This is a genomic window from Allobosea massiliensis (assembly GCF_042655245.1).
In the GTDB taxonomy this organism is placed as follows: domain Bacteria; phylum Pseudomonadota; class Alphaproteobacteria; order Rhizobiales; family Beijerinckiaceae; genus Allobosea; species Allobosea massiliensis.
Genome location: NZ_JBHSLU010000161.1, coordinates 50115 through 66850, shown reverse-complemented (window position 1 = coordinate 66850; position 16736 = coordinate 50115). Strand labels below are relative to the sequence as shown.

Genomic DNA, 16736 nt, shown 5'->3' with positions numbered 1-16736 from the left:
GCCGCCGCCGCGCCGCTGCCGGACCTCTGGCTCAGGCCGCGTCCTCGCCCGGTTCTTCGGTCTTCCGACGGAACCCTGTCGCCAGCACATAGAGTTCCGAGGAATCGGCGCGGCTCGATGCCGGCTTGATGTTGCGCACGGTGGTGAAGTCGCGCTTGAGCCCCGCCAGCAAGGTCGCGCTGTCGCCGCCCTGGAACAGCTTGGCGAGGAAGAAGCCGCCGGGCGCCAGCACCGCATGGGCGAAGTCGAGCGCAGCCTCGGCGAGCGCGATGATCTTGATGTGGTCGGTCTTCTTGTGGCCGGTGGTGTTGGCGGCCATGTCGGACATGACGCCGTCGGCGCGGCCGCCGAGGCGCTCGGTCAGGAGGGCGGGGGCCTCCTCCGCCATGAAATCCATCTCGATCAGCTCGACGCCGGGGATGGGATCGACCGGCAGCAGGTCGATGCCGACGATGCGGCCCTTGCCCTTGTCGAGGCCGATGCGCGCCGCGGCGATCTGGCACCAGCCGCCCGGGGCGCAGCCGAGATCGATCAGCTTCTGGCCCGGCTTGAGGAAGCGGAAGCGGTCGTCCATCTCCTCGAGCTTGAAGGCGGCGCGGGAGCGATAGCCCAGCTCGCGCGCGCGCTTCACATAAGGGTCGTTGAGCTGGCGCTCGAGCCAGAGCTGCGAGGAATGCTTGAGCTTGCCGGCCTTCTTGACCTTGACGCGCAGGTCGCGCGAGCCGCCGCCGCCGGCGGCGCTCTTGGGAGCCTGCTTGCCGGGCACGCGCGCGCTGCCGGCCTTGGTCGAGCCGATTTTCGCGGAACCGCCGCCCTTGCCTCCGGTTTTGCCGCCGCCGCTCATGCCGGGGTCCGGATCGTGCGGGCGCTGCGGGGGGAGGGCGTCATCTCATCTCCGGCGCCACCAGGCGCGGTCCTCATGCATCATCCTGAGCAGGATGCCCTCGCGCAGGCCGCGATCGGCAATCCGCACCCGCTCGCTCGGAAAGGCGCGGCGGATGGCCTCGAAGATCGCGCAGCCGGCCAGGACGAGATCGGCGCGCTCGCGACCGATACAGGCATTGGCCGCGCGGGCTGCATAGTCCATTTCGACGAGCCGGTCGATCACGGCGAGGATATCCTCCTGCCGCATCCACAAGCCGTCGACCTCGCGCCGGTCGTAGCGGGCGAGGCCGAGATGGATACCGGCCACCGTCGTCACCGTGCCGGAGGTGCCGAGAAGGTGAAAATTCCGGGCGCCGCGGGCGGCGGCCGCCTTCGTTGCGAAGCCCTCGAGCTCGCGGCCGCAATCCTCGACCATGGTCTCGAACAGGGCCCGGCTGACGTCGACGCCGCCATAGCGCTCGGCCACCGTGACGACGCCGATCGGCAGGGAGGCCCATTCACGGATGCGGGCGGCGGGGTCGCGCGCCTCGCTGCGCCCGCCCATCCAGACGATCTCGGTCGAGCCGCCGCCGATGTCGAAGACGATGACGCCCTCCGCCGCCGGATCGGCCAGGGCGGCGCAACCGGAGACGGCGAGCGTGGCCTCGGTGCGCTGGTCGATGATCTCCAGCTCGAGTTCCGCCTCCGCGGCAACACGGCGGACGAAATCCGAGCCGTTGACGGCGGCGCGGCAGGCTTCCGTCGTCACCAGCCGGGCGCGGGTGACATTGCGGTGGAGCATCTTGCCGCGACAGATCTTCAAGGCCTCGACGGCACGGTCCATCGCCGCGTCGCAGAGGCGGCTGCTGGCGGCGAGCCCTTCGCCCAGCCGCACGATCCGCGAGAAGGCATCGACGACGCGGAAGCCGTGCTGCGCGGGGCGCGCGATCAGCAGGCGGCAATTGTTGGTGCCGAGATCGAGCGCGGCATAGGTCGCGGGCGGGCTGCGCGGAAGGGCGCGCGGGTCGAGCGCCGCGTCCTCGGCCGCAAGTGCTGCGGCGGGCAGGATCGCGGCCGGCATCACCGCATCCGCCAGGGAGGGGAGCGGTGCCGTTTCGGGAGAGGCGAGCGAGGGCCCACGGAGCGCGACGCCGGGCTGCGGGCGGGCGCCATGCAGAAGCGGCAGCGCCGTCGCCGCGACATTGCGTTCCTGCCGGTCCTCGACCTCCACTCCGCCCGTTCCTCCGGCTGTCGCCGCGCCGGCCGGCTCATGGGCCGGCCCTTTGGAATCAAAGCGTAACAACAGCGGGACCGCAGTGCCAAGCGGAACCTTCGGTCGCAGGCCGATCGGCGGTGGAGGCTCAGCCCTTGCCCTGGCGGGCCGGCATCGGCCAGTCTCCGCCGCCAACGGGCGCGGCAGACGGGCCGCAGCCGCAGACAGGGAGGCCGAGCATGGCCGTCGCACGCCATCTTCTCGCGATCGACCAGGGCACGACCTCGTCGCGCGCCCTCGTCTTCGATTCGGGCCTCGGGCTCGTGGCCAGCGCGCAACGCGAGTTCGCCCAGCATTTCCCGGCCTCGGGCTGGGTCGAACACGAGCCCGAGGACATCTGGGAGAGCGTGCTGGCGACCTGCCGGGAGGCGATCGCCAAGGCCGGACTCACGGCCGCCGACATCGCCGCCATCGGCATCACCAATCAGCGCGAGACGACTCTGGTCTGGGACCGGACGACCGGCCGCGCCATCCACCGCGCCATCGTCTGGCAGGACCGCCGCACCGCGCCGGCCTGCGCGGCGCTCGTCGCGGCCGGCCATGAATCGCTGGTCGCGTCCCGCACCGGCCTGCGCATCGACCCCTATTTCTCGGCCACCAAGATCGCCTGGCTGCTCGACAATGTGCCGGGCGCGCGACGCCGCGCCGAAGCCGGCGAACTCGCCTTCGGCACGGTCGACAGCTTCCTGCTCTGGCGGCTCACCGGCGGGACCGTGCATGCCACGGACGCGACCAACGCCTCGCGCAGCCTGATCTTCGACATCCATCGCGGCATCTGGGACGAGGACCTGCTCTCGCTGTTCGACATTCCGGCCTCGCTGCTGCCGGAGGTGAAAGATTGCGCCGGCCTGTTCGGCGAGACCGACCCGGCGCTGCTGGGCGCCGCCATCCCCGTGCGCGGCATCGCCGGCGACCAGCAGGCCGCGACGATCGGCCAGGCCTGTTTCGCGCCGGGCATGGTGAAATCGACCTATGGCACGGGCTGTTTCGCGCTGCTCAACACCGGCGAAAAGCCCGTCGCCTCGCAGCACCGGCTGCTCAGCACGGTCGCCTATCAGCTCGAGGGCCGGCGGACCTATGCGCTGGAGGGCTCCATCTTCATTGCGGGTGCGGCGGTGCAATGGCTGCGGGACGGGCTCGGCCTGATCAAGGAGGCGAGCGAGACCGGCCCGCTGGCGCGTGCCGCCGATCCGGCGCAGGAGGTCTATCTGGTACCCGCCTTCGTCGGGCTGGGCGCGCCGCATTGGGATGCGCAGGCGCGCGGCGCGATCTTCGGGCTGACCCGCAATTCCGGCCCGCGCGAATTCGCCAGGGCCGCGCTGGAGAGCGTCTGCTACCAGACGCTCGACCTGATCGAGGCGATGCATGCCGACTGGGGGCAGGCCGCGGGCGGGGCCGGGCAGGGGACCCGCTCCGTGCTGCGCGTCGATGGCGGCATGGCGGCCTCGGACTGGACGATGCAGCGCCTTGCCGATCTCCTCGACCTGCCGGTGGACCGGCCGAGCCTGCGCGAAACGACGGCACTGGGCGCTGCCTATCTCGCCGGGCTCGATGCCGGCCTCCTGCCCGAACCCGACCGCTTCGCCGATCTCTGGCGGCTCGAGCGCCGCTTCACGCCCGGCATGGCGGAGAGCGAGCGCAGCCGCAAGATCGCCGGCTGGCGCGACGCCGTCCGGCGCACGCTGAGCACGGGCTGAGCGGCGGGCGGACCCGGGAGGGAGCGCCTCGTGGCGCGCTGCGATTCGGTGCTCTGCCTGGCCAGGTCCGTGCGGAAGTGCGGCGAGCAGTGGCCCAAGCCACAGCGGCCGCAACAGTCACTGCAGCGCCGGGAACCGACCCGCGCTGGAACCGGCATTTCGGGGCTTGCCATTCGCCGAAGCTTTGATTAGACCCCGCGACACCAAAGGCGGGCGCGCTTCGCGCTCCAGGCCATTGGGGGATCGTCTAACGGTAGGACCCCAGACTCTGACTCTGGTTGTCTAGGTTCGAATCCTAGTCCCCCAGCCACTTTTCCTGGCTGAAAATCGTCGAAAACCTCGATAAACACGGGCCCCGCGGGGCCTTTGCGCCCTTACGCCTTGCGCGTAAACTCGAAATCTGCATAACAAACTGTCTAACATTCGAGGCGGCGGAAGGGGCACCGTGCCGAAGACAGCGAGCGACCGAGTCGCCCTCCGGGGGCGCGTCTTCTATTATGTCCGGAGGGTGCCGCGACGCTTCGAGCAAGTCGACAAGCGCGGCATTGTCTTCGTCTCCCTCCACACCGAGGACCGGCGCCAGGCCGAAGAGGCGGCCATAACCGCAGAGCGCGAGCTGGAGGCCTTATGGGTCTCGCTCGCCGCCCAGGGCGACCCTGATGCCTGGAAGCGCTACCAGGCCGCAATGGAGCGAGCCCGACTCGAGGGCTTCGCCTATCGATCCCCCATCCAGATTCGCGACGAGCATGTCTCCAGCATTGTCGATCGCATGCGTTCGCTCGCTGGGCGGGAGGATGATCGGTCGGCCGCCGCGGCGATCGCTGGACTCGAGCCCAAGCCTGAGATCCCGATCTCGAAGGCGATGGAGCTCTACTTCGGCTTCTCCGCCGGCGAGCTGCTCGGGAAGCGCGATGATCAGGTGCGCCGCTGGAAGAACCCGCGAAACCTCGCTCTCAGCGAATTTCAGCAGTGCATCGGCGGCGACCTCGAAATCACCGCCCTGACCCGCGAGCACGCCCGCATGTTCCGGGACATGTGGCTGAAGCGCATCCGCGAGGGTGGCTACGGTCGCAACTCGATGAACAAGCAGATCAGCCACATGTCGCGCATGCTGCATGTGGTGAGTGAGGAGATGAAGCTCGGCCTCGACCCGATCTTCGCCAAGCTCAGCGTCTCCGAGAAGAAGCGGTCGCGGCCGCCCTTCGATCGCAAATGGGTCGAGGAGAAGATCCTCGCTGTCGGCGCGCTCGATGGCCTCAACCTCGAGGCCCGGGTGGCTCTTCTCGTCTGCATGGAGACAGGGATGGGCGCCGAAGAGGTGTCCAGCCTCCGGCCGGCCACCATCCACCTGAAGGCACCCGTGCCGTATGTCTCGGTGGTCAGCCGTGAGGGGGCCGAGCAGAAGACCGAATACCGGCCGCGAGATATCCCGCTCGTGGGCATCGCGCTCAAGGCGATGAAGCTCTGTCCAGCCGGGGTGACGCGCTATTACGACAAGAACGCAAGCCTGTCGGGCGTGATCAACAAGTTCCTCCGCGAGAACCACCTTCTGCAGAGCGAAGACCACAGCCTCTACTCGTTCCGACACTCCTTCCAGGATCGCCTCACGGATGCGGAGGCGCCGGATCGCGTACAGGCCGACCTCATGGGTCACAAGTACGTCCGCGAGAAGTACGGCAAGGGCGCCAGCTTGACGCAGAAGGCCCGCTGGCTATCGCAGATCGCCTATAAGGCGCCCGCGGGCTGGAAGGTTTAGTTCCGCTGCGCGCTGGGCGATCTGACGAGCGCGATCGACGGCCGTCCGTCGGCTCAACATATCCTGCAGCTCAGCCTCGAGTCGCTCGAAGATCGGCAGGCAAGCCTCGCCATAAAGGTCGACGAGACGCGCTGCCACGATGAGCGCCTCCTGAACCTCCTCTATGGTCACGACGCGGCTCATCGTGCCAATGCCTGATCGCGCGCCGCATTGATGCGGGCCATTGCCTCGACGGTGCCGCCGGCGTCAGGATGGTGCTTTCGCGCCAGCTTCCGATAGACGGTGTTGACCTCGTCGCGCCCCGCGTGCGGATGGACACCCAGGACGAGCCACCACTGTTCACCGCGCTTCCTCGCCGGTTGTGTGGTCTCGTCGCGCTCATCTTGCTCGCCCTCGAGGCGCTCGCGCCGCTTGCGCTCCAGGTTGAGCTTGTGGATCTCGTCGACGATCGAGCGGTAGCGCCGACGGCACTCATCCGCCCGCGACGCGCTGTACCTGCGCGCGACGTGCTCCTCCGCTCGCGCGTCGGCCGCTTCATCGTAGAGGCGGTGAAGGCGCGCGCTCAGAGCCACAGGCCGTTGCCCTGCTGTGACGGCTGGCGATGGATGGTCTGCAGCCGGCCGCCGCCGTTCCAGCAGCCGGTAGCGTCGAAGATCTGGTGGGGATGCGTGCCGCGCCGGACGAGCCTCTGGATGCGCTGGAATGCGATCTCGGCCGGCTGGTTTGCACGGTATCCGTTGCAGAACGCGCAGGCAGCGACAAGGTTGTCCCAGCGACCCGAGCCGCCATCACACTTCGGGATCACGTGATCCTTTGTTGCGACGAGCTGCTGCTGCGCCTTGCGGGCTGCCCAAGGCAACTTTCGCAGCTCAGACGCGCTGGGACGCTTCTCGAGCATCGTGAAGCCGCAGTAGGCGCAGCGGTGGTTTTGCTCGGCTGAAAGGCGATCGATCATAGGCCCATGGCCCTTTCGATCGCAAAACGCTTGCAGCGCTCCCATGCGCGCTGAGACCGCCTATGGGCCTTGTTCAGCGCGATCATTGTGTCGGGGTAGCGCTCGTCGCTCATGTCCAGGATGGCGGCCATCGCCGCCCTGGCCCGATCGAGCGAAGCGTCGGCGCGTCGCCGGAAGAGCTTCACCCTCTTGGGCACAAGCGGCCAATGCTTGCCGCAGATCCACTCGCTGTAGGGCTTCGCGGTCGTCCGACGGCAGAACGGGACGCAGCAATGGATGCGCGTCGTCATTGCCAGTCGACCTTGATCACGCGAACGAAATGACCCTCCGCCTGCTTGACCATATCGCGGGTCCCGCGAGATCCCGGGAAGGCGATGCAGATCGTGGGCATCGGGTCCTCCTCCTTGATCATCTGGAGGTTCCGGACGGGGCCAGCGCGCGTTCCGAGCTTCTCCCACTCGGCCGGGTAGACCTGGAACGACATGCCGTTGCCTTCGCACCAGCGCGCAGCGAGGCTGTCAGCGCCGGTCTGGTCGCCCATGACCATCTTGGTCACGCCGAGGCGCGGCCCGGCCTCGCGGAGGATCTGTGAGAGCCGCTCGCGCTCGCGGAGGGCGAGTTTCTGCAGTCGGGTGTAGTCGTCGGCCTCATAGTTTCGGGGCATGACGCCGTAGCTGCGCCCGCCGCAGATGATCGCGGTTGTCATTGAACACCCCAGCGCTCGTAGATGGCTTGGACGGGCTCGCCGGTTTTCTTCGCCTCGGCGCGCGCGGATCGGCGGAGATGGTTCCGCTTGTCGAAGGCCTTGCGCTCCTCCGGCGTCATGCGGGTCCTGAAGGATCGCAGAGCGGCGCGGCGCTGCTCGAGAAGCTTGGCCTGGTTCACGGTGCTTTCGTGCGTCGTGAACCGAAAGCCGCAGCCCCCGCACTGCCGCCGACGCCGGATCGTATTGACGGAGGTGATGCGGGTATCGAGAACTATCGTCTCAGCACCGCAGCGATCGCACCGCATCAGCCGGCCGCCAGCAGGAAAGCGGACAGGACCAACCCGCCGGCCGAGATCATGTAGGCGTCCGATCCGAGGGGAGCGATCTGCATCCCGAACGCGGCCATGACGATTCCGGAGGTGAGAGCCACCCGCCAGCCGCGGCTCACAGCTCCAGCCGGGCCGCCTGCGGGCCCGCCTCCTGGAACTGATAACGGCCCATGTAAGGTGCGTCGGTTTCAGCCTCGAGGCGGTGGAAAACGATCTGAGCGATCGGCATGCCCCGCTTGAAGCGGATCGGCCGCCAGGAGTGATTGACAAGTTCCAAAGTCAGGAACCCTTCCCATCCGGGCTCGGCCGTCGTGTTGAACAACGAGAGGCCGCGGCGGGCGAGAGAGGACTTGTCCTCGACCTTGAATGTCAGGTCGCGCGGCAAGCAGAACCGCTCCATCGTCGATGCGAGGCGGAACTGCTTTGGCCAGAGCGTGAAGTCCTGGTCGATGCGAGCGTCGTAGCCCGCCGGACCAAGCCCGTAGGTCATTCCGTAGAGCTTCGCCCGCTCAGAGAAGGGGTAGATCAGCGACGGGATGCCCCCAGGTCGCGATGGCGGGCTGCAGAGCGCGCGGATGGTCTGGGCGGGGAGGATCATCGGGTGGCCTCCCAGGCTTCAACCACGGCCGGAGCGATCGGCCGGATCAGTTCCAGCATCGCCTCGGCGTAGACCCTGATCTCGTGTTGAGCGTGCGAGTGCAGCCGCAGATTCAGGAAGTGCAGGAGGTTGTGCAGGTCGATCTTCGCGAACTGGTGCGAATAGGTGTTGAGGCCGAGAAACAGCCGGGCGAGCTCCCGCGGCACTCCGGCGCCGAGGTGCTTGCGATAAAGGGCGAAGCCTTCTTCGGAGTGGCGCTGAAGGTCGGCGATGAAGTCGAGATCGGCCTGCGTCACCCCGGCGAGATCCGACAGGACGCGCATCTGCTTGTTCGATGCGCTCTGCACACCGACCATGTGGGGCTCCGGGATATAGAACTCCTCGGGCAGCTCGCGGTAACGGGCCGACAGCTCGTTGAATGTCCAGGTCCGGTGACGGTGCCACTGGCGCAGGACGAAGATCGGCGCCTTGACCTCGAACTGGAACTCGACCGCCTCGATCGGCGTCGTGTGCCTGTTCTTCACGAGGTAGTTGATCAGGCGCTTGTCGCTGCCCTCGTTCTCACCGGCGCGCCACGCAGCGTCATAGCTGACGCGAGCCGCGCGAACGACGGACAGGTCCGAACCCATGGAGTCGACGAGGCGAACGAAGCCGTGGTCGAGGACGTCGATTTTCCCGGTCTGATCAGGCCGCATGCTGTGCCTCCTTGCTGGCGGTGTTGAGGGCCTCGAGCACCTGGCGGATCGCCGCCGGGACGTCGTTCTGAGGGAAGACGCGCTGCTTCAGCAGGACCGCGGCGCGGTTGATCGTGTTGTCGTCCGGACCTGCCGGCGCGGCGTCGATCTCGAGGATCGCGCGCTTCAGGTAATTGGCCGCGTCGAGGTGTTCCTCGTAGGCGTGCTGCAGCCAGTCGCGTAGGTTCAGATCCTTGCGCTCGAGGGTGACGCCGTACTTGGCGATCCCGACCTGGGAGCGACGAAGCAAGTCCTCGCGGACAGCCTCGACCACGGCGTCTCGTCGCTCGGTCATTGAATGATCTCCAGTTCATGCATGCGGTCGAGGAGGGCGCCGATCGGGCTGTCGGCATTGCCGTCGTGGTCGCGCGTCACCGCGGCGCGCAGGACGGGCAGGGGAGCTCCGTGCTGGAGCATGATGCTGATGGTGATTGCGGCATCGCGGGCGATGGCCTGCATCTCAGCGCCGCTCTTGGCCGTTGAGAGAAAGACCTCTGCGATCCGACCATCGGGATGCCGGCCGACGCCGACCTCGAATTTGCGCCCGCGGAAGACGAACTCGAAATGCTCTGCCTCCCGCCGGGTTGGCAGCTTCTCGCGCGTGATCATGAGAACGACACTCCATCGCGCCGAAGCCCCTGGATGATCTCAGCCTTGGCGCGGTCGCGGCATCGATCGGCAGTTGCGAGAGACCAGCCACGCTCCTTGACGACGCCGGCCCAGGAGCGACGCATCGCCTTTGAGGCGATCCAGGCGTTGAGCACCTTGAGGACGTGGAGGTTCGCGACGTAGCGCTTGGGCCAAGCGAGAGCCTGGTCCGCGCGGGCAATCTGAGCTGACGTCGCCTGCAGCTTCGCCCGTCCGGTCGTCTCGTTCGGATAGACCCGCTGGAGCCTGTCGAACTCGTCCTGGAAGATCGGGTAGCTCTCGGGCCAGAAGCCGCGCGCGCCGGATGGGCCGACACGACTGACCGTGACGTGCATCACCTTGGCGCCCTCGATCAGGCGCTGTTCGAGACGACGTGGTGTCCAATCATTTTCGCCGGCTTCGGCTTCGACATCACGAATAGAGCCGGTGATCTCACCCCCTTCGAAGTCATCGTCTTGTGACGATGCTCGGCCACGTCGATACGGATGATCGAAATCCGTGACGGACTCTTCGATATAGGCTCGGTTGAATTCGTTTTTCCGTGACATGGCCTGCCGGTGATCAAACGAGGGAAAGGTCGGCATCGATCTCGTCCATGGCGTCTTGGCCGGGCTCCGGCTCGCCGGTCGGCTCGATGCGTGCGGGTTCGGCGTCGGAGAGGCGCATGCCCTTCACAGGCTTGCCGGTGAGCCACATCCAGGGATCGCTTGAGCCGATGATCCCGTACTGGACCATGCGGTCGTGGGCGCGCTTCCAGCGCTGGGCGAGGCGCGTGCGGATCTGCTCGTCAGAACCTTCCTCGCCGCCGGCGAACCGATCGCGGAAGACGATCTTGGCCTTGTTGATCGAGACGACCTTCTTGATGCGCGCCGGCACCTTCAGGTCATTCGGCGGGAACTCGCCATCTGCGCGCTGCGCGTCGCTGATGCACTTGAGGAACTGCCGATCGTTGTCCGTCGCATTGAACCCGGCGTCTTCGGTGCGCTCGGGATCGATGTCCTCCTTTGGCGGCACGCAGACACAGGAGGTGATCGGCTTGCCGCGCTTGTCCGTCCCGGTCTCGATCTGACGGAGGACGAAGCGGAAGGTCCGCCCATCCTCACCGTCCTTGTTCTTCGACATCGTGGCGTAGCGGATCGGGCGACCATCTTCGTCGATGCGCTTCTCGTGCTTCTCGATCGTCACGACGGAGTCGATGTTCGCGAGAATGCCGGTCCAGCCGCGCGGCTTGGTGCCGCCGGCATTCATGTGATGGACGAGCTGAACGTTCGCTCCGGTCTGCGCAGCGATAGCGGTCGCGCGCTTCAGGGCCTGGCCGATGTCCTTGGACGAGTTCTCGTCAGCACCGGGCGTCGCGGCCGCGAAGGTGTCGATGACGATCAGGCGTAGCGGGACAGAGAATGTCTCCTTGAAGTAGGTGTCCCACAGCTTGGCGTCCTCTAGGAGCGCGTTCGTGTGGTCCTCTGAGCCATAGAGATCGAACTGAGCAGGCAGGAGAACGAACGGAAGCTCCGTCTCGGGCGCGATTTCGTGCCAGCGTCGGTAGGCCCGCAGCCGCTTCTTCACGCCCCGCCCGCTCTCGGCGGCGATGTAGATCACTCCGCCGCGCAGCGTGTCGTTCCCGAGCCAAGGCACGCCGCGGGCAACGGCCAGACCCTCGTCGACAGCCGCGAAGCTCTTCCCGTGCCGCGACGGACCGGCGATCATCGAGACCTCGCCGACAGTCAGGATGCCGTCGATCAGGTATTCGTGCTCGGGCCCGGGGGCGTCGAGATCCTTCCAGAGGACCGATGTCAGCTTCGGTCGAACAGTTCGATCGGGCTGCCAGTCGACGGCCTTGGTGTCGACGAGGTCATAGAGCGCATCGACCGTGCCGCCGTGGTCCTTGAACCAGTCGAAGACGTCTTCCTTCTCCAGCAGCTTCGGGAGATCGAGAGCGCGGACGCGGCGCGCCGTGCCGGCAAGCTTGCCGCCGACGAGATCACGATGCTTCAGGCCCGGCTCATCGTTGTCGCGGAGGAAAACGACGTCAGCGTCCTTGAAGAAGGGCGTCAGCTCATCCCACCACTTTCCGGCGCCCATCGGATTGCAGGTCGCTGGAACGCCATGTGAGCGCAGGAGGTCGACGCATTTCTCGCCTTCGACGAAGAAGATCATCGCGCGATTGGCGATGTCTGCGAGCAGCTCTGGGAGTCGGTACGGGACGATCGTGACGCCGTCGAGCTTCCAGACCCAGCCGCCCTTGACCGCATCCTGGTCATCGTCCGCGCGCGGCGGACGGCGCTGACCGAAGCTCTTTTTGCGCTTGCCGCCTTCATCCCACTCGAAGCGAATGGCCTGGAACAGCATCTCGCCGCGCTCGTCGACATAATCGAACGTCGCCGCGATCTCTTTCTTGATCTTCTTCTGCTCGCGGGGTTGCGACTGGTGCTGATCTGCACCACCGCGAGCTGGCGCCTCGCCGACCGGGAAGCTGTGCTGGCGAAGCCAGTCGAAGGCCTCGCGCCCCTTTAAGCCGAGCTCGTGCTCCAGCAGCTTCATCGGGCCGCCGCCAACGTCGGGCCCGTGAATCCACCAGCGCCCTTTCACGGGGTTGACTGTGCGACCCTCGCCGTATCGGACTTCGGTCTTGGTCGAGCCAGGCTGAGCCTTGCCCCAGACCAACTCGGCGATCTGCGGCATCACCTTCTCGAGGTCGTCGAGACCGCTCATTTACGCAGAGCCTCGTCGATCTGATCGGCTTCATCGAGCAGGTTGCCGAACAAGATCGGCTCAGCGATCAGGATGCGCAGCGCGATGACGGCGATGTCCGGCGCGTCGTGCTGGCGCTTCGAGGCGATCTCCTCGAGGGCAAGCCTATCGCGGCGCGACCAACGTAGCTGCATGATGTCGTCGTCGCCGCGACGGGGGAGGTGGACGCCATACTTGCGGAGCTGCGCACCGACGCGGCCGCCTGTGGCATCACCGCCCATCGCCTCCGCGATCTGGCCGGGCGTCATGCCTTGCCCCGCCTTGAAGGCCATCTGGACGATCTCGTGGTTCAAGTAGGAGCGGTATTTGAGACCGGAGCGCCGCTTGCGCGGCTTCGGAGCCTTCGGGGTCGATGTTGTCATGCCGCGTCTCCGTCGCGGTGAAGCCAGCGCGTGACCGGCTACCCCTCGAAGTTCTTGATAAATAAGGCTATTGCATAGTCTTTGGTGTCGCCGCTGGGCTCTTTCCCGGCGGCGAGAAGCTCGCGATAAACGTGACCAGGCGGCATGCTGGGCCGCGGGGTTAGGAAGTAGATCCGAGCCAGAGGAAGATCGCGTAGCCAGGCGCCGGCCGCATTGAGACGTCGCGCGGGAAAGACGACGGCGACTTTTCTCTCGGCCAGGCGCACGGCGTGGCGCGTGAACTCTTCGATCGGCCCGAAGGGCGGGTTCATCGCAAAATTGGCGAAGCGTTGCCTGCTCTGGAGGAAGTCGCGCGTTCCCCAAAGATGCTCATATCCTCGGTTGACGAGGTCGAACGGGCGAATGGGCAGACCAGCGGCGCGCGCGCCCTCCATCATGTTGCCAAAGCCACAGCACGGGTCGCAGACCTCGCCCTCGAAGCGCTCAACCTCGAACAGGCGCCGCCCGATCCACGGGCTTTCCACGTAGTGCTCGTGCTCTTCCCGTTCCCAGCCGTGCTTGTTGATGACCTTGAGTTTAGTCATCGTCGCCCTCCAGCGAAGACGCGGCCCGGATCTCCTGGGTCGCCTGCTTCCGCTGCGGATCGATGTAGACGGCAGCCTTGGCGCGTGTTGCCTCGAAGCGCGCCATCATCTCCTTGATGGACATGGCGGCCGGCGGAGTCGTGTCCCAGAACCGCTCTATGCCGACGAGGATGCGCTCGACGGCGCGCATGGCGCGCGCGTTGAAGGCGTGGTCCTCGGGCTGCGGTAGACCTTCCTTGGCGTAAGCCGCGATCGCACTCTCATGCCGGATCGCGTGCTGGTCGACCGCCCGTAGCATGCCGGTGAATGGCTGGGGTGCGAGCTCGGTGCTGCGGCGGTAGAAGGACTGGCTCATTCCTTGCCAGCCTTCTTCTCGGGCGGCTTGACGTAGAGCGTCGGAGGCGTGTCCGAAGGCATAAAATGCCGGCATGACGGTGTCGTCGGCGATATCCGGAAGCCCGGCGACTGCGTCATCTCCATGTATTTGCCGCACGGTCGCGCCGACAGCCATCCGTCCGATGTCCGCCCCATAGTCAAGACGTCGCCACGGTTCCAGTGCGAGCACATGAAGCACGATGTGTTTTCTGGCCCGGTGGCGGCGAAGTGCGCCATCCCCAGCACGGTGAGATCGAGATTTCCCGTCTCTTCAGTGTGGATACTTGTGTGGTGTGGTGATCCGATCATGGCTCACCTATGGAATTGCTTGACGTCGGGGATCAGGTGCGAGAGCCCGAGTTGGTGGGCGCGCCAATGGGCAAGCGCCCCGGCGTCGGATTCGTCGTAGTTTGCGACAGACCAGCCGATCGCCTCGCAGGTCTGGCGGACGCGCGGCTTGGCGATCTCCTTCTTCAGTGTCCCATGGCCGATGAAGTGCTTTCGGACGGTCTGGACCTTACCCGGTGTGCAGGTGACCGCCCGGAGACCGATCGGTCCCAAGATCGCGCCGAGAAGGATGAATGTGCTGGCCGTCGTGCTGGCGTTCGTGCTGCCCCACATTCCTTGGATCGGGGCCTCGATCACGACATCGTCGATGTCGTTGAGCTTGAGGCGGGATGCTGCCCACCGCATCGCGCGGACTGATTTTCTGCGCCAGGAGTCGAAACCCTGTTCGTCTTCGCCTCCAAGCGGGATGGTGTAGAAGACGGGCTTCTCCCCGACCTTCCAGTCGCAGACGCCGGCGCTGCCAGCGAGGTCGATAGCGAGGATATGGGTCACAGCACGGCTCCGCGTATAAGGGAGCCGCCGGCCGAAGCCGGCGGCGCGGTTCTCAGTCGTCGTCTTCGTCGTCGCCGGTGAGGCTGTCGGCGAGGCTGGCGTCCGCCGCCTTCTTCTCGTCAGCCGTTTCCGGCTCGAGTGGCGTATTGATCGCGATGATCGCGTTCCGGATGAGCTCGGCCTGCTCGGCATCCTCGCCCTCGAGCGCATTCCGCTCCGCCAGGATCTTGGCGCTGAGCCGCGAGCACTTCATCTCGGTCTTGAGCGCCTTCGGGTTGATCCCGCGCGTCTTCCCCTCGGTGAACAGCTCCTTGCGGGCCTCGGCGATGTCCTTCGCCTTCTTCATGAACTTGCCCTTCTCGGAGGCGAGTTCCTGCTCGAGGGCGTCGAAGCGCTCGATGTATTCCTTGATGAGATCGGCGCTGATGCCGTTGCTCTTGGCGACGGCGCCGGCGGCTGCAGCCGCTTTACTTGCTCTCGGCCTGCGGGCCATGTGCTTCTCCATTGGACGAGCGCCATCGTGGCAGCGCGAGGCCGCGGTCTTGGTCAGGTTGGTGGTTGGCGCTGCCGCGGCCGGTCAGCGCCGGCCTGGCTAACCCTGCTCTTGCAGGTGCCTCTCGCGCGCCTGCTTCGCCGTAACGGCGTCGACTTGGCGCGTCAGGATGTTGAAGGCCGCCTCTGGACCGACCGAGGCCTCGAGCCAGGTCGCGATTGCGGACAGGTAGCCATCGGCGGCAGCAATAGTTCTCTGGCGATTTCCGGCATCGTGATGCTTCTGGAGAATTCCGATCATCTCACCGCTGCAACGAACGGTGATGACGGCAGGATTATCTCCCGGGTTCTCATTCTCGCTCAATTTTCCCCTCCTAAAGTGAGGGGTGCATTCTGAGCAATCAAAGGAACACCACGGGTTTCGGCGTGCCATCGTGCCAAAACATCTTCCGAAATACCGTTAACGCCCTTCGTATACGCTGCGGAAACGATACCTGACCAGTATTCGCCCGGGATGTAGCCCCGACGCTTCCAGCCGGAGACTGTGGTGACGTTCTTGTGCCCGAAGCGACCGGCCAGCCAGGAGAGGCCCAGGGCCTCGATCAGCTCAGCGACATTGGCAGGGGTAGCGGGGGCGTCGACGACATCGGTCATAAACGAAATTCCTCGTTGCCCGTAGATATTACGTTCGCAACGTAATAAAAGTCAACGTCCACGACGTAACTTTTTTGAACCAAGTCGTGCCATAAGGAGACCAACCCATCGAAAGGAGGCATTCATGCAGGAAAAAGAACGGGAAACCGCCGAAACTGCGCGCCGAAAGGCGCGAGCAGACCGCATCGCGAAGGCTCGCTCGGCCGCTGGCTTTCGTTTCAAAATGGACGCGGTTCGAATGCTCGGGATACCGCAGACGACCTACTACGGCTGGGAAGGTGGCGCGGAGATCGATGCCGACACCGCTCGGCGCCTAGGCGAGCTATTCGGGGTGAAGCCAGAGTGGATTCTCTACGGCGACGGAGAGCCTGAAGCCGCGCTTTTCAAGGTTCCCGTCGTCGGCGTCATCGGCGCCGGCGGCACAATCGAGACCATGTCGGAGCAGTTCGACTCAAGCACGCCACTCTACGAAATCGAGGTCCCATTCCAGCTTCCGCCTGATGCGCTGGCGCTCGAGATCCGCGGCGATTCGATGTACCCGCGCTACGATAACGGCGACGTCATCATCTGCAGGAAGTTCAGCGAGGATATCGAGGTGATGATTGGACGCGAGGCTGCAGTGGCAACGGATATCGGGAACCGATACCTCAAGAAGGTCCTCAAGGGCACGAGACCAGGCCTCTTCGACCTCGAGAGCCACAACGCGCCGTTGATGAGGGATCAGAGGATCACCTGGGCCAGCCCCGTCAATACGGTCGTTCGATCCGGTCAATGGCGGGCACTGACTCCTGGAAATCGAGCATCATCCAACGTCAGACCTGTCCGGGCCTGATCGCGCGATGTCCAATCTCAGGTACGGATAATGAATTTTGTTGAACAATTGTGCTCTATCATATCAACAAAAATCATGATCCGTACTTGTTGATACGATAATCATTAAAGGGGTGGCGCTGTAGCGCCACCCTATTTTCTTATCGATATATCGTATTATCTGAAGAGTTTAGAATATATATTATATTTACCGCTCGCGCGCGTTGCGGCGCACGCGAGAGCGCGTTACCCGCGATGGCTTGCCGGGCCGTAATATTTTTGGGGGTCGGAGAGCTTTATTTCGGGCT

23 protein-coding genes and 1 tRNA gene are annotated in these 16736 nt (G+C 65.4%); 4 read left to right on the top strand and 20 right to left on the bottom strand.

Translation table 11 applies throughout. The features are described 5' to 3' along the window. Positions 1–31 precede the first annotated feature (31 nt). Together ACFPN9_RS29435 and ACFPN9_RS29430 are read right to left on the bottom strand one after the other, a co-directional pair. On the bottom strand, positions 32–844 hold the full coding sequence (locus ACFPN9_RS29435; RefSeq protein WP_082734987.1) for an RlmE family RNA methyltransferase: 813 nt from the start codon (positions 842–844) through the stop codon (positions 32–34). Positions 845–889: 45 nt separating this feature from the next. Beyond that, complete coding sequence (locus ACFPN9_RS29430) at positions 890–2095, bottom strand: Ppx/GppA phosphatase family protein (protein WP_245282414.1); 1206 nt, start codon at positions 2093–2095, stop codon at positions 890–892. Between the two features lie 221 nt (positions 2096–2316). Between ACFPN9_RS29430 and glpK the strand changes: the two genes are divergently transcribed. The 3 genes from glpK to ACFPN9_RS29415 all read left to right on the top strand — a co-directional run bounded on the left by glpK (position 2317) and on the right by ACFPN9_RS29415 (position 5590). Next, positions 2317–3834, top strand: coding sequence for a glycerol kinase GlpK (gene glpK / locus ACFPN9_RS29425; RefSeq protein ID WP_066719505.1), 1518 nt, complete (start codon positions 2317–2319; stop codon positions 3832–3834). 236 nt (positions 3835–4070) lie between these two features. Beyond that, positions 4071–4144: transfer RNA gene (locus tag ACFPN9_RS29420), tRNA-Gln, on the top strand. Positions 4145–4279: 135 nt separating this feature from the next. Then, positions 4280–5590: a DUF6538 domain-containing protein gene (locus ACFPN9_RS29415; RefSeq protein WP_377818096.1), complete on the top strand. Its 1311-nt coding sequence runs from the start codon at positions 4280–4282 to the stop codon at positions 5588–5590. 179 nt (positions 5591–5769) lie between these two features. Here ACFPN9_RS29415 and ACFPN9_RS29410 read toward each other — a convergent pair whose 3' ends face one another. From ACFPN9_RS29410 to ACFPN9_RS29325, 18 genes are all read right to left on the bottom strand, one after another. Next, positions 5770–6162, bottom strand: coding sequence for a J domain-containing protein (locus ACFPN9_RS29410; protein WP_377818095.1), 393 nt, complete (start codon positions 6160–6162; stop codon positions 5770–5772). Next, positions 6153–6545, bottom strand: coding sequence for an HNH endonuclease (locus ACFPN9_RS29405; protein ID WP_377818094.1), 393 nt, complete (start codon positions 6543–6545; stop codon positions 6153–6155). Before ACFPN9_RS29405 ends, ACFPN9_RS29410 begins: the two co-directional genes overlap by 10 nt. Beyond that, complete coding sequence (locus ACFPN9_RS29400) at positions 6542–6835, bottom strand: hypothetical protein (RefSeq protein WP_377818093.1); 294 nt, start codon at positions 6833–6835, stop codon at positions 6542–6544. The genes ACFPN9_RS29405 and ACFPN9_RS29400 overlap by 4 nt, the downstream gene beginning before the upstream one ends. After that, positions 6832–7251, bottom strand: a complete 420-nt coding sequence (locus ACFPN9_RS29395; RefSeq protein WP_377818092.1) for a hypothetical protein — start codon at positions 7249–7251, stop codon at positions 6832–6834. Before ACFPN9_RS29395 ends, ACFPN9_RS29400 begins: the two co-directional genes overlap by 4 nt. Beyond that, positions 7248–7556 carry an NrdR family transcriptional regulator gene (locus ACFPN9_RS29390; protein ID WP_377818091.1) on the bottom strand — a complete coding sequence of 103 codons (309 nt, stop codon included), beginning with the start codon at positions 7554–7556 and terminating at the stop codon, positions 7248–7250. Before ACFPN9_RS29390 ends, ACFPN9_RS29395 begins: the two co-directional genes overlap by 4 nt. A 139-nt stretch (positions 7557–7695) precedes the next feature. Then, the gene (dcd, locus tag ACFPN9_RS29385; RefSeq protein WP_377818090.1) at positions 7696–8178 is read right to left on the bottom strand and encodes a dCTP deaminase; all 483 of its coding nucleotides are present in this window, start codon (positions 8176–8178) and stop codon (positions 7696–7698) included. Further along, positions 8175–8873 (bottom strand): FAD-dependent thymidylate synthase, encoded by a 699-nt coding sequence (thyX, locus tag ACFPN9_RS29380; protein ID WP_377818089.1) that lies wholly within the window; start codon positions 8871–8873, stop codon positions 8175–8177. Before thyX ends, dcd begins: the two co-directional genes overlap by 4 nt. Beyond that, positions 8863–9207 carry a hypothetical protein gene (locus ACFPN9_RS29375; protein ID WP_377818088.1) on the bottom strand — a complete coding sequence of 115 codons (345 nt, stop codon included), beginning with the start codon at positions 9205–9207 and terminating at the stop codon, positions 8863–8865. Before ACFPN9_RS29375 ends, thyX begins: the two co-directional genes overlap by 11 nt. Next, entirely contained in the window at positions 9204–9521 is a 318-nt protein-coding gene (locus ACFPN9_RS29370; RefSeq protein ID WP_377818087.1) for a TSCPD domain-containing protein, read from the bottom strand. Before ACFPN9_RS29370 ends, ACFPN9_RS29375 begins: the two co-directional genes overlap by 4 nt. Beyond that, on the bottom strand, positions 9518–10144 hold the full coding sequence (locus ACFPN9_RS29365; protein WP_377818086.1) for a hypothetical protein: 627 nt from the start codon (positions 10142–10144) through the stop codon (positions 9518–9520). The genes ACFPN9_RS29370 and ACFPN9_RS29365 overlap by 4 nt, the downstream gene beginning before the upstream one ends. Next, positions 10122–12272 carry an AAA family ATPase gene (locus ACFPN9_RS29360; protein WP_377818085.1) on the bottom strand — a complete coding sequence of 717 codons (2151 nt, stop codon included), beginning with the start codon at positions 12270–12272 and terminating at the stop codon, positions 10122–10124. Before ACFPN9_RS29360 ends, ACFPN9_RS29365 begins: the two co-directional genes overlap by 23 nt. Beyond that, positions 12269–12604: a hypothetical protein gene (locus ACFPN9_RS29355; protein ID WP_377818084.1), complete on the bottom strand. Its 336-nt coding sequence runs from the start codon at positions 12602–12604 to the stop codon at positions 12269–12271. The genes ACFPN9_RS29360 and ACFPN9_RS29355 overlap by 4 nt, the downstream gene beginning before the upstream one ends. 107 nt (positions 12605–12711) lie before the next feature. Beyond that, positions 12712–13257, bottom strand: a complete 546-nt coding sequence (locus ACFPN9_RS29350; protein ID WP_377818083.1) for a gamma-glutamylcyclotransferase family protein — start codon at positions 13255–13257, stop codon at positions 12712–12714. Continuing rightward, positions 13250–13831 carry a hypothetical protein gene (locus ACFPN9_RS29345; RefSeq protein ID WP_377818082.1) on the bottom strand — a complete coding sequence of 194 codons (582 nt, stop codon included), beginning with the start codon at positions 13829–13831 and terminating at the stop codon, positions 13250–13252. The genes ACFPN9_RS29350 and ACFPN9_RS29345 overlap by 8 nt, the downstream gene beginning before the upstream one ends. 113 nt (positions 13832–13944) lie before the next feature. Further along, positions 13945–14472 (bottom strand): hypothetical protein, encoded by a 528-nt coding sequence (locus ACFPN9_RS29340; RefSeq protein ID WP_377818080.1) that lies wholly within the window; start codon positions 14470–14472, stop codon positions 13945–13947. Between the two features lie 52 nt (positions 14473–14524). Then, positions 14525–14965 carry a GapR family DNA-binding domain-containing protein gene (locus tag ACFPN9_RS29335; protein WP_377818079.1) on the bottom strand — a complete coding sequence of 147 codons (441 nt, stop codon included), beginning with the start codon at positions 14963–14965 and terminating at the stop codon, positions 14525–14527. A gap of 99 nt (positions 14966–15064) precedes the next feature. Continuing rightward, positions 15065–15328 (bottom strand): hypothetical protein, encoded by a 264-nt coding sequence (locus tag ACFPN9_RS29330; protein ID WP_377818078.1) that lies wholly within the window; start codon positions 15326–15328, stop codon positions 15065–15067. Next, positions 15325–15618, bottom strand: a complete 294-nt coding sequence (locus tag ACFPN9_RS29325) for a hypothetical protein (RefSeq protein ID WP_377818077.1) — start codon at positions 15616–15618, stop codon at positions 15325–15327. The genes ACFPN9_RS29330 and ACFPN9_RS29325 overlap by 4 nt, the downstream gene beginning before the upstream one ends. Before the next feature lie 124 nt (positions 15619–15742). On the opposite strand from ACFPN9_RS29325, the gene ACFPN9_RS29320 reads away from it, so the two are divergent. After that, positions 15743–16450 carry a S24 family peptidase gene (locus tag ACFPN9_RS29320; protein WP_377818076.1) on the top strand — a complete coding sequence of 236 codons (708 nt, stop codon included), beginning with the start codon at positions 15743–15745 and terminating at the stop codon, positions 16448–16450. Positions 16451–16736 lie beyond the last annotated feature (286 nt).

Excerpts from the sequence above, each read along its gene's own strand:
- ACFPN9_RS29365 (WP_377818086.1), bottom strand. The coding sequence starts at position 10,144 with ATGCCGACCTTTCCCTCGTTTGATCACCGGCAGGCCATGTCACGGAAA.
- ACFPN9_RS29375 (WP_377818088.1), bottom strand. The coding sequence starts at position 9,207 with ATGACCGAGCGACGAGACGCCGTGGTCGAGGCTGTCCGCGAGGACTTG.
- ACFPN9_RS29400 (WP_377818093.1), bottom strand. The coding sequence starts at position 6,835 with ATGACGACGCGCATCCATTGCTGCGTCCCGTTCTGCCGTCGGACGACC.
- ACFPN9_RS29395 (WP_377818092.1), bottom strand. The coding sequence starts at position 7,251 with ATGACAACCGCGATCATCTGCGGCGGGCGCAGCTACGGCGTCATGCCC.
- dcd (WP_377818090.1), bottom strand. The coding sequence starts at position 8,178 with ATGATCCTCCCCGCCCAGACCATCCGCGCGCTCTGCAGCCCGCCATCG.
- ACFPN9_RS29405 (WP_377818094.1), bottom strand. The coding sequence starts at position 6,545 with ATGATCGATCGCCTTTCAGCCGAGCAAAACCACCGCTGCGCCTACTGC.
- ACFPN9_RS29370 (WP_377818087.1), bottom strand. The coding sequence starts at position 9,521 with ATGATCACGCGCGAGAAGCTGCCAACCCGGCGGGAGGCAGAGCATTTC.
- ACFPN9_RS29320 (WP_377818076.1), top strand. The coding sequence starts at position 15,743 with ATGCAGGAAAAAGAACGGGAAACCGCCGAAACTGCGCGCCGAAAGGCG.
- ACFPN9_RS29350 (WP_377818083.1), bottom strand. The coding sequence starts at position 13,257 with ATGACTAAACTCAAGGTCATCAACAAGCACGGCTGGGAACGGGAAGAG.
- ACFPN9_RS29390 (WP_377818091.1), bottom strand. The coding sequence starts at position 7,556 with ATGCGGTGCGATCGCTGCGGTGCTGAGACGATAGTTCTCGATACCCGC.
- ACFPN9_RS29325 (WP_377818077.1), bottom strand. The coding sequence starts at position 15,618 with ATGACCGATGTCGTCGACGCCCCCGCTACCCCTGCCAATGTCGCTGAG.
- ACFPN9_RS29335 (WP_377818079.1), bottom strand. The coding sequence starts at position 14,965 with ATGGCCCGCAGGCCGAGAGCAAGTAAAGCGGCTGCAGCCGCCGGCGCC.
- thyX (WP_377818089.1), bottom strand. The coding sequence starts at position 8,873 with ATGCGGCCTGATCAGACCGGGAAAATCGACGTCCTCGACCACGGCTTC.
- ACFPN9_RS29360 (WP_377818085.1), bottom strand. The coding sequence starts at position 12,272 with ATGAGCGGTCTCGACGACCTCGAGAAGGTGATGCCGCAGATCGCCGAG.
- ACFPN9_RS29435 (WP_082734987.1), bottom strand. The coding sequence starts at position 844 with ATGAGCGGCGGCGGCAAAACCGGAGGCAAGGGCGGCGGTTCCGCGAAA.
- glpK (WP_066719505.1), top strand. The coding sequence starts at position 2,317 with ATGGCCGTCGCACGCCATCTTCTCGCGATCGACCAGGGCACGACCTCG.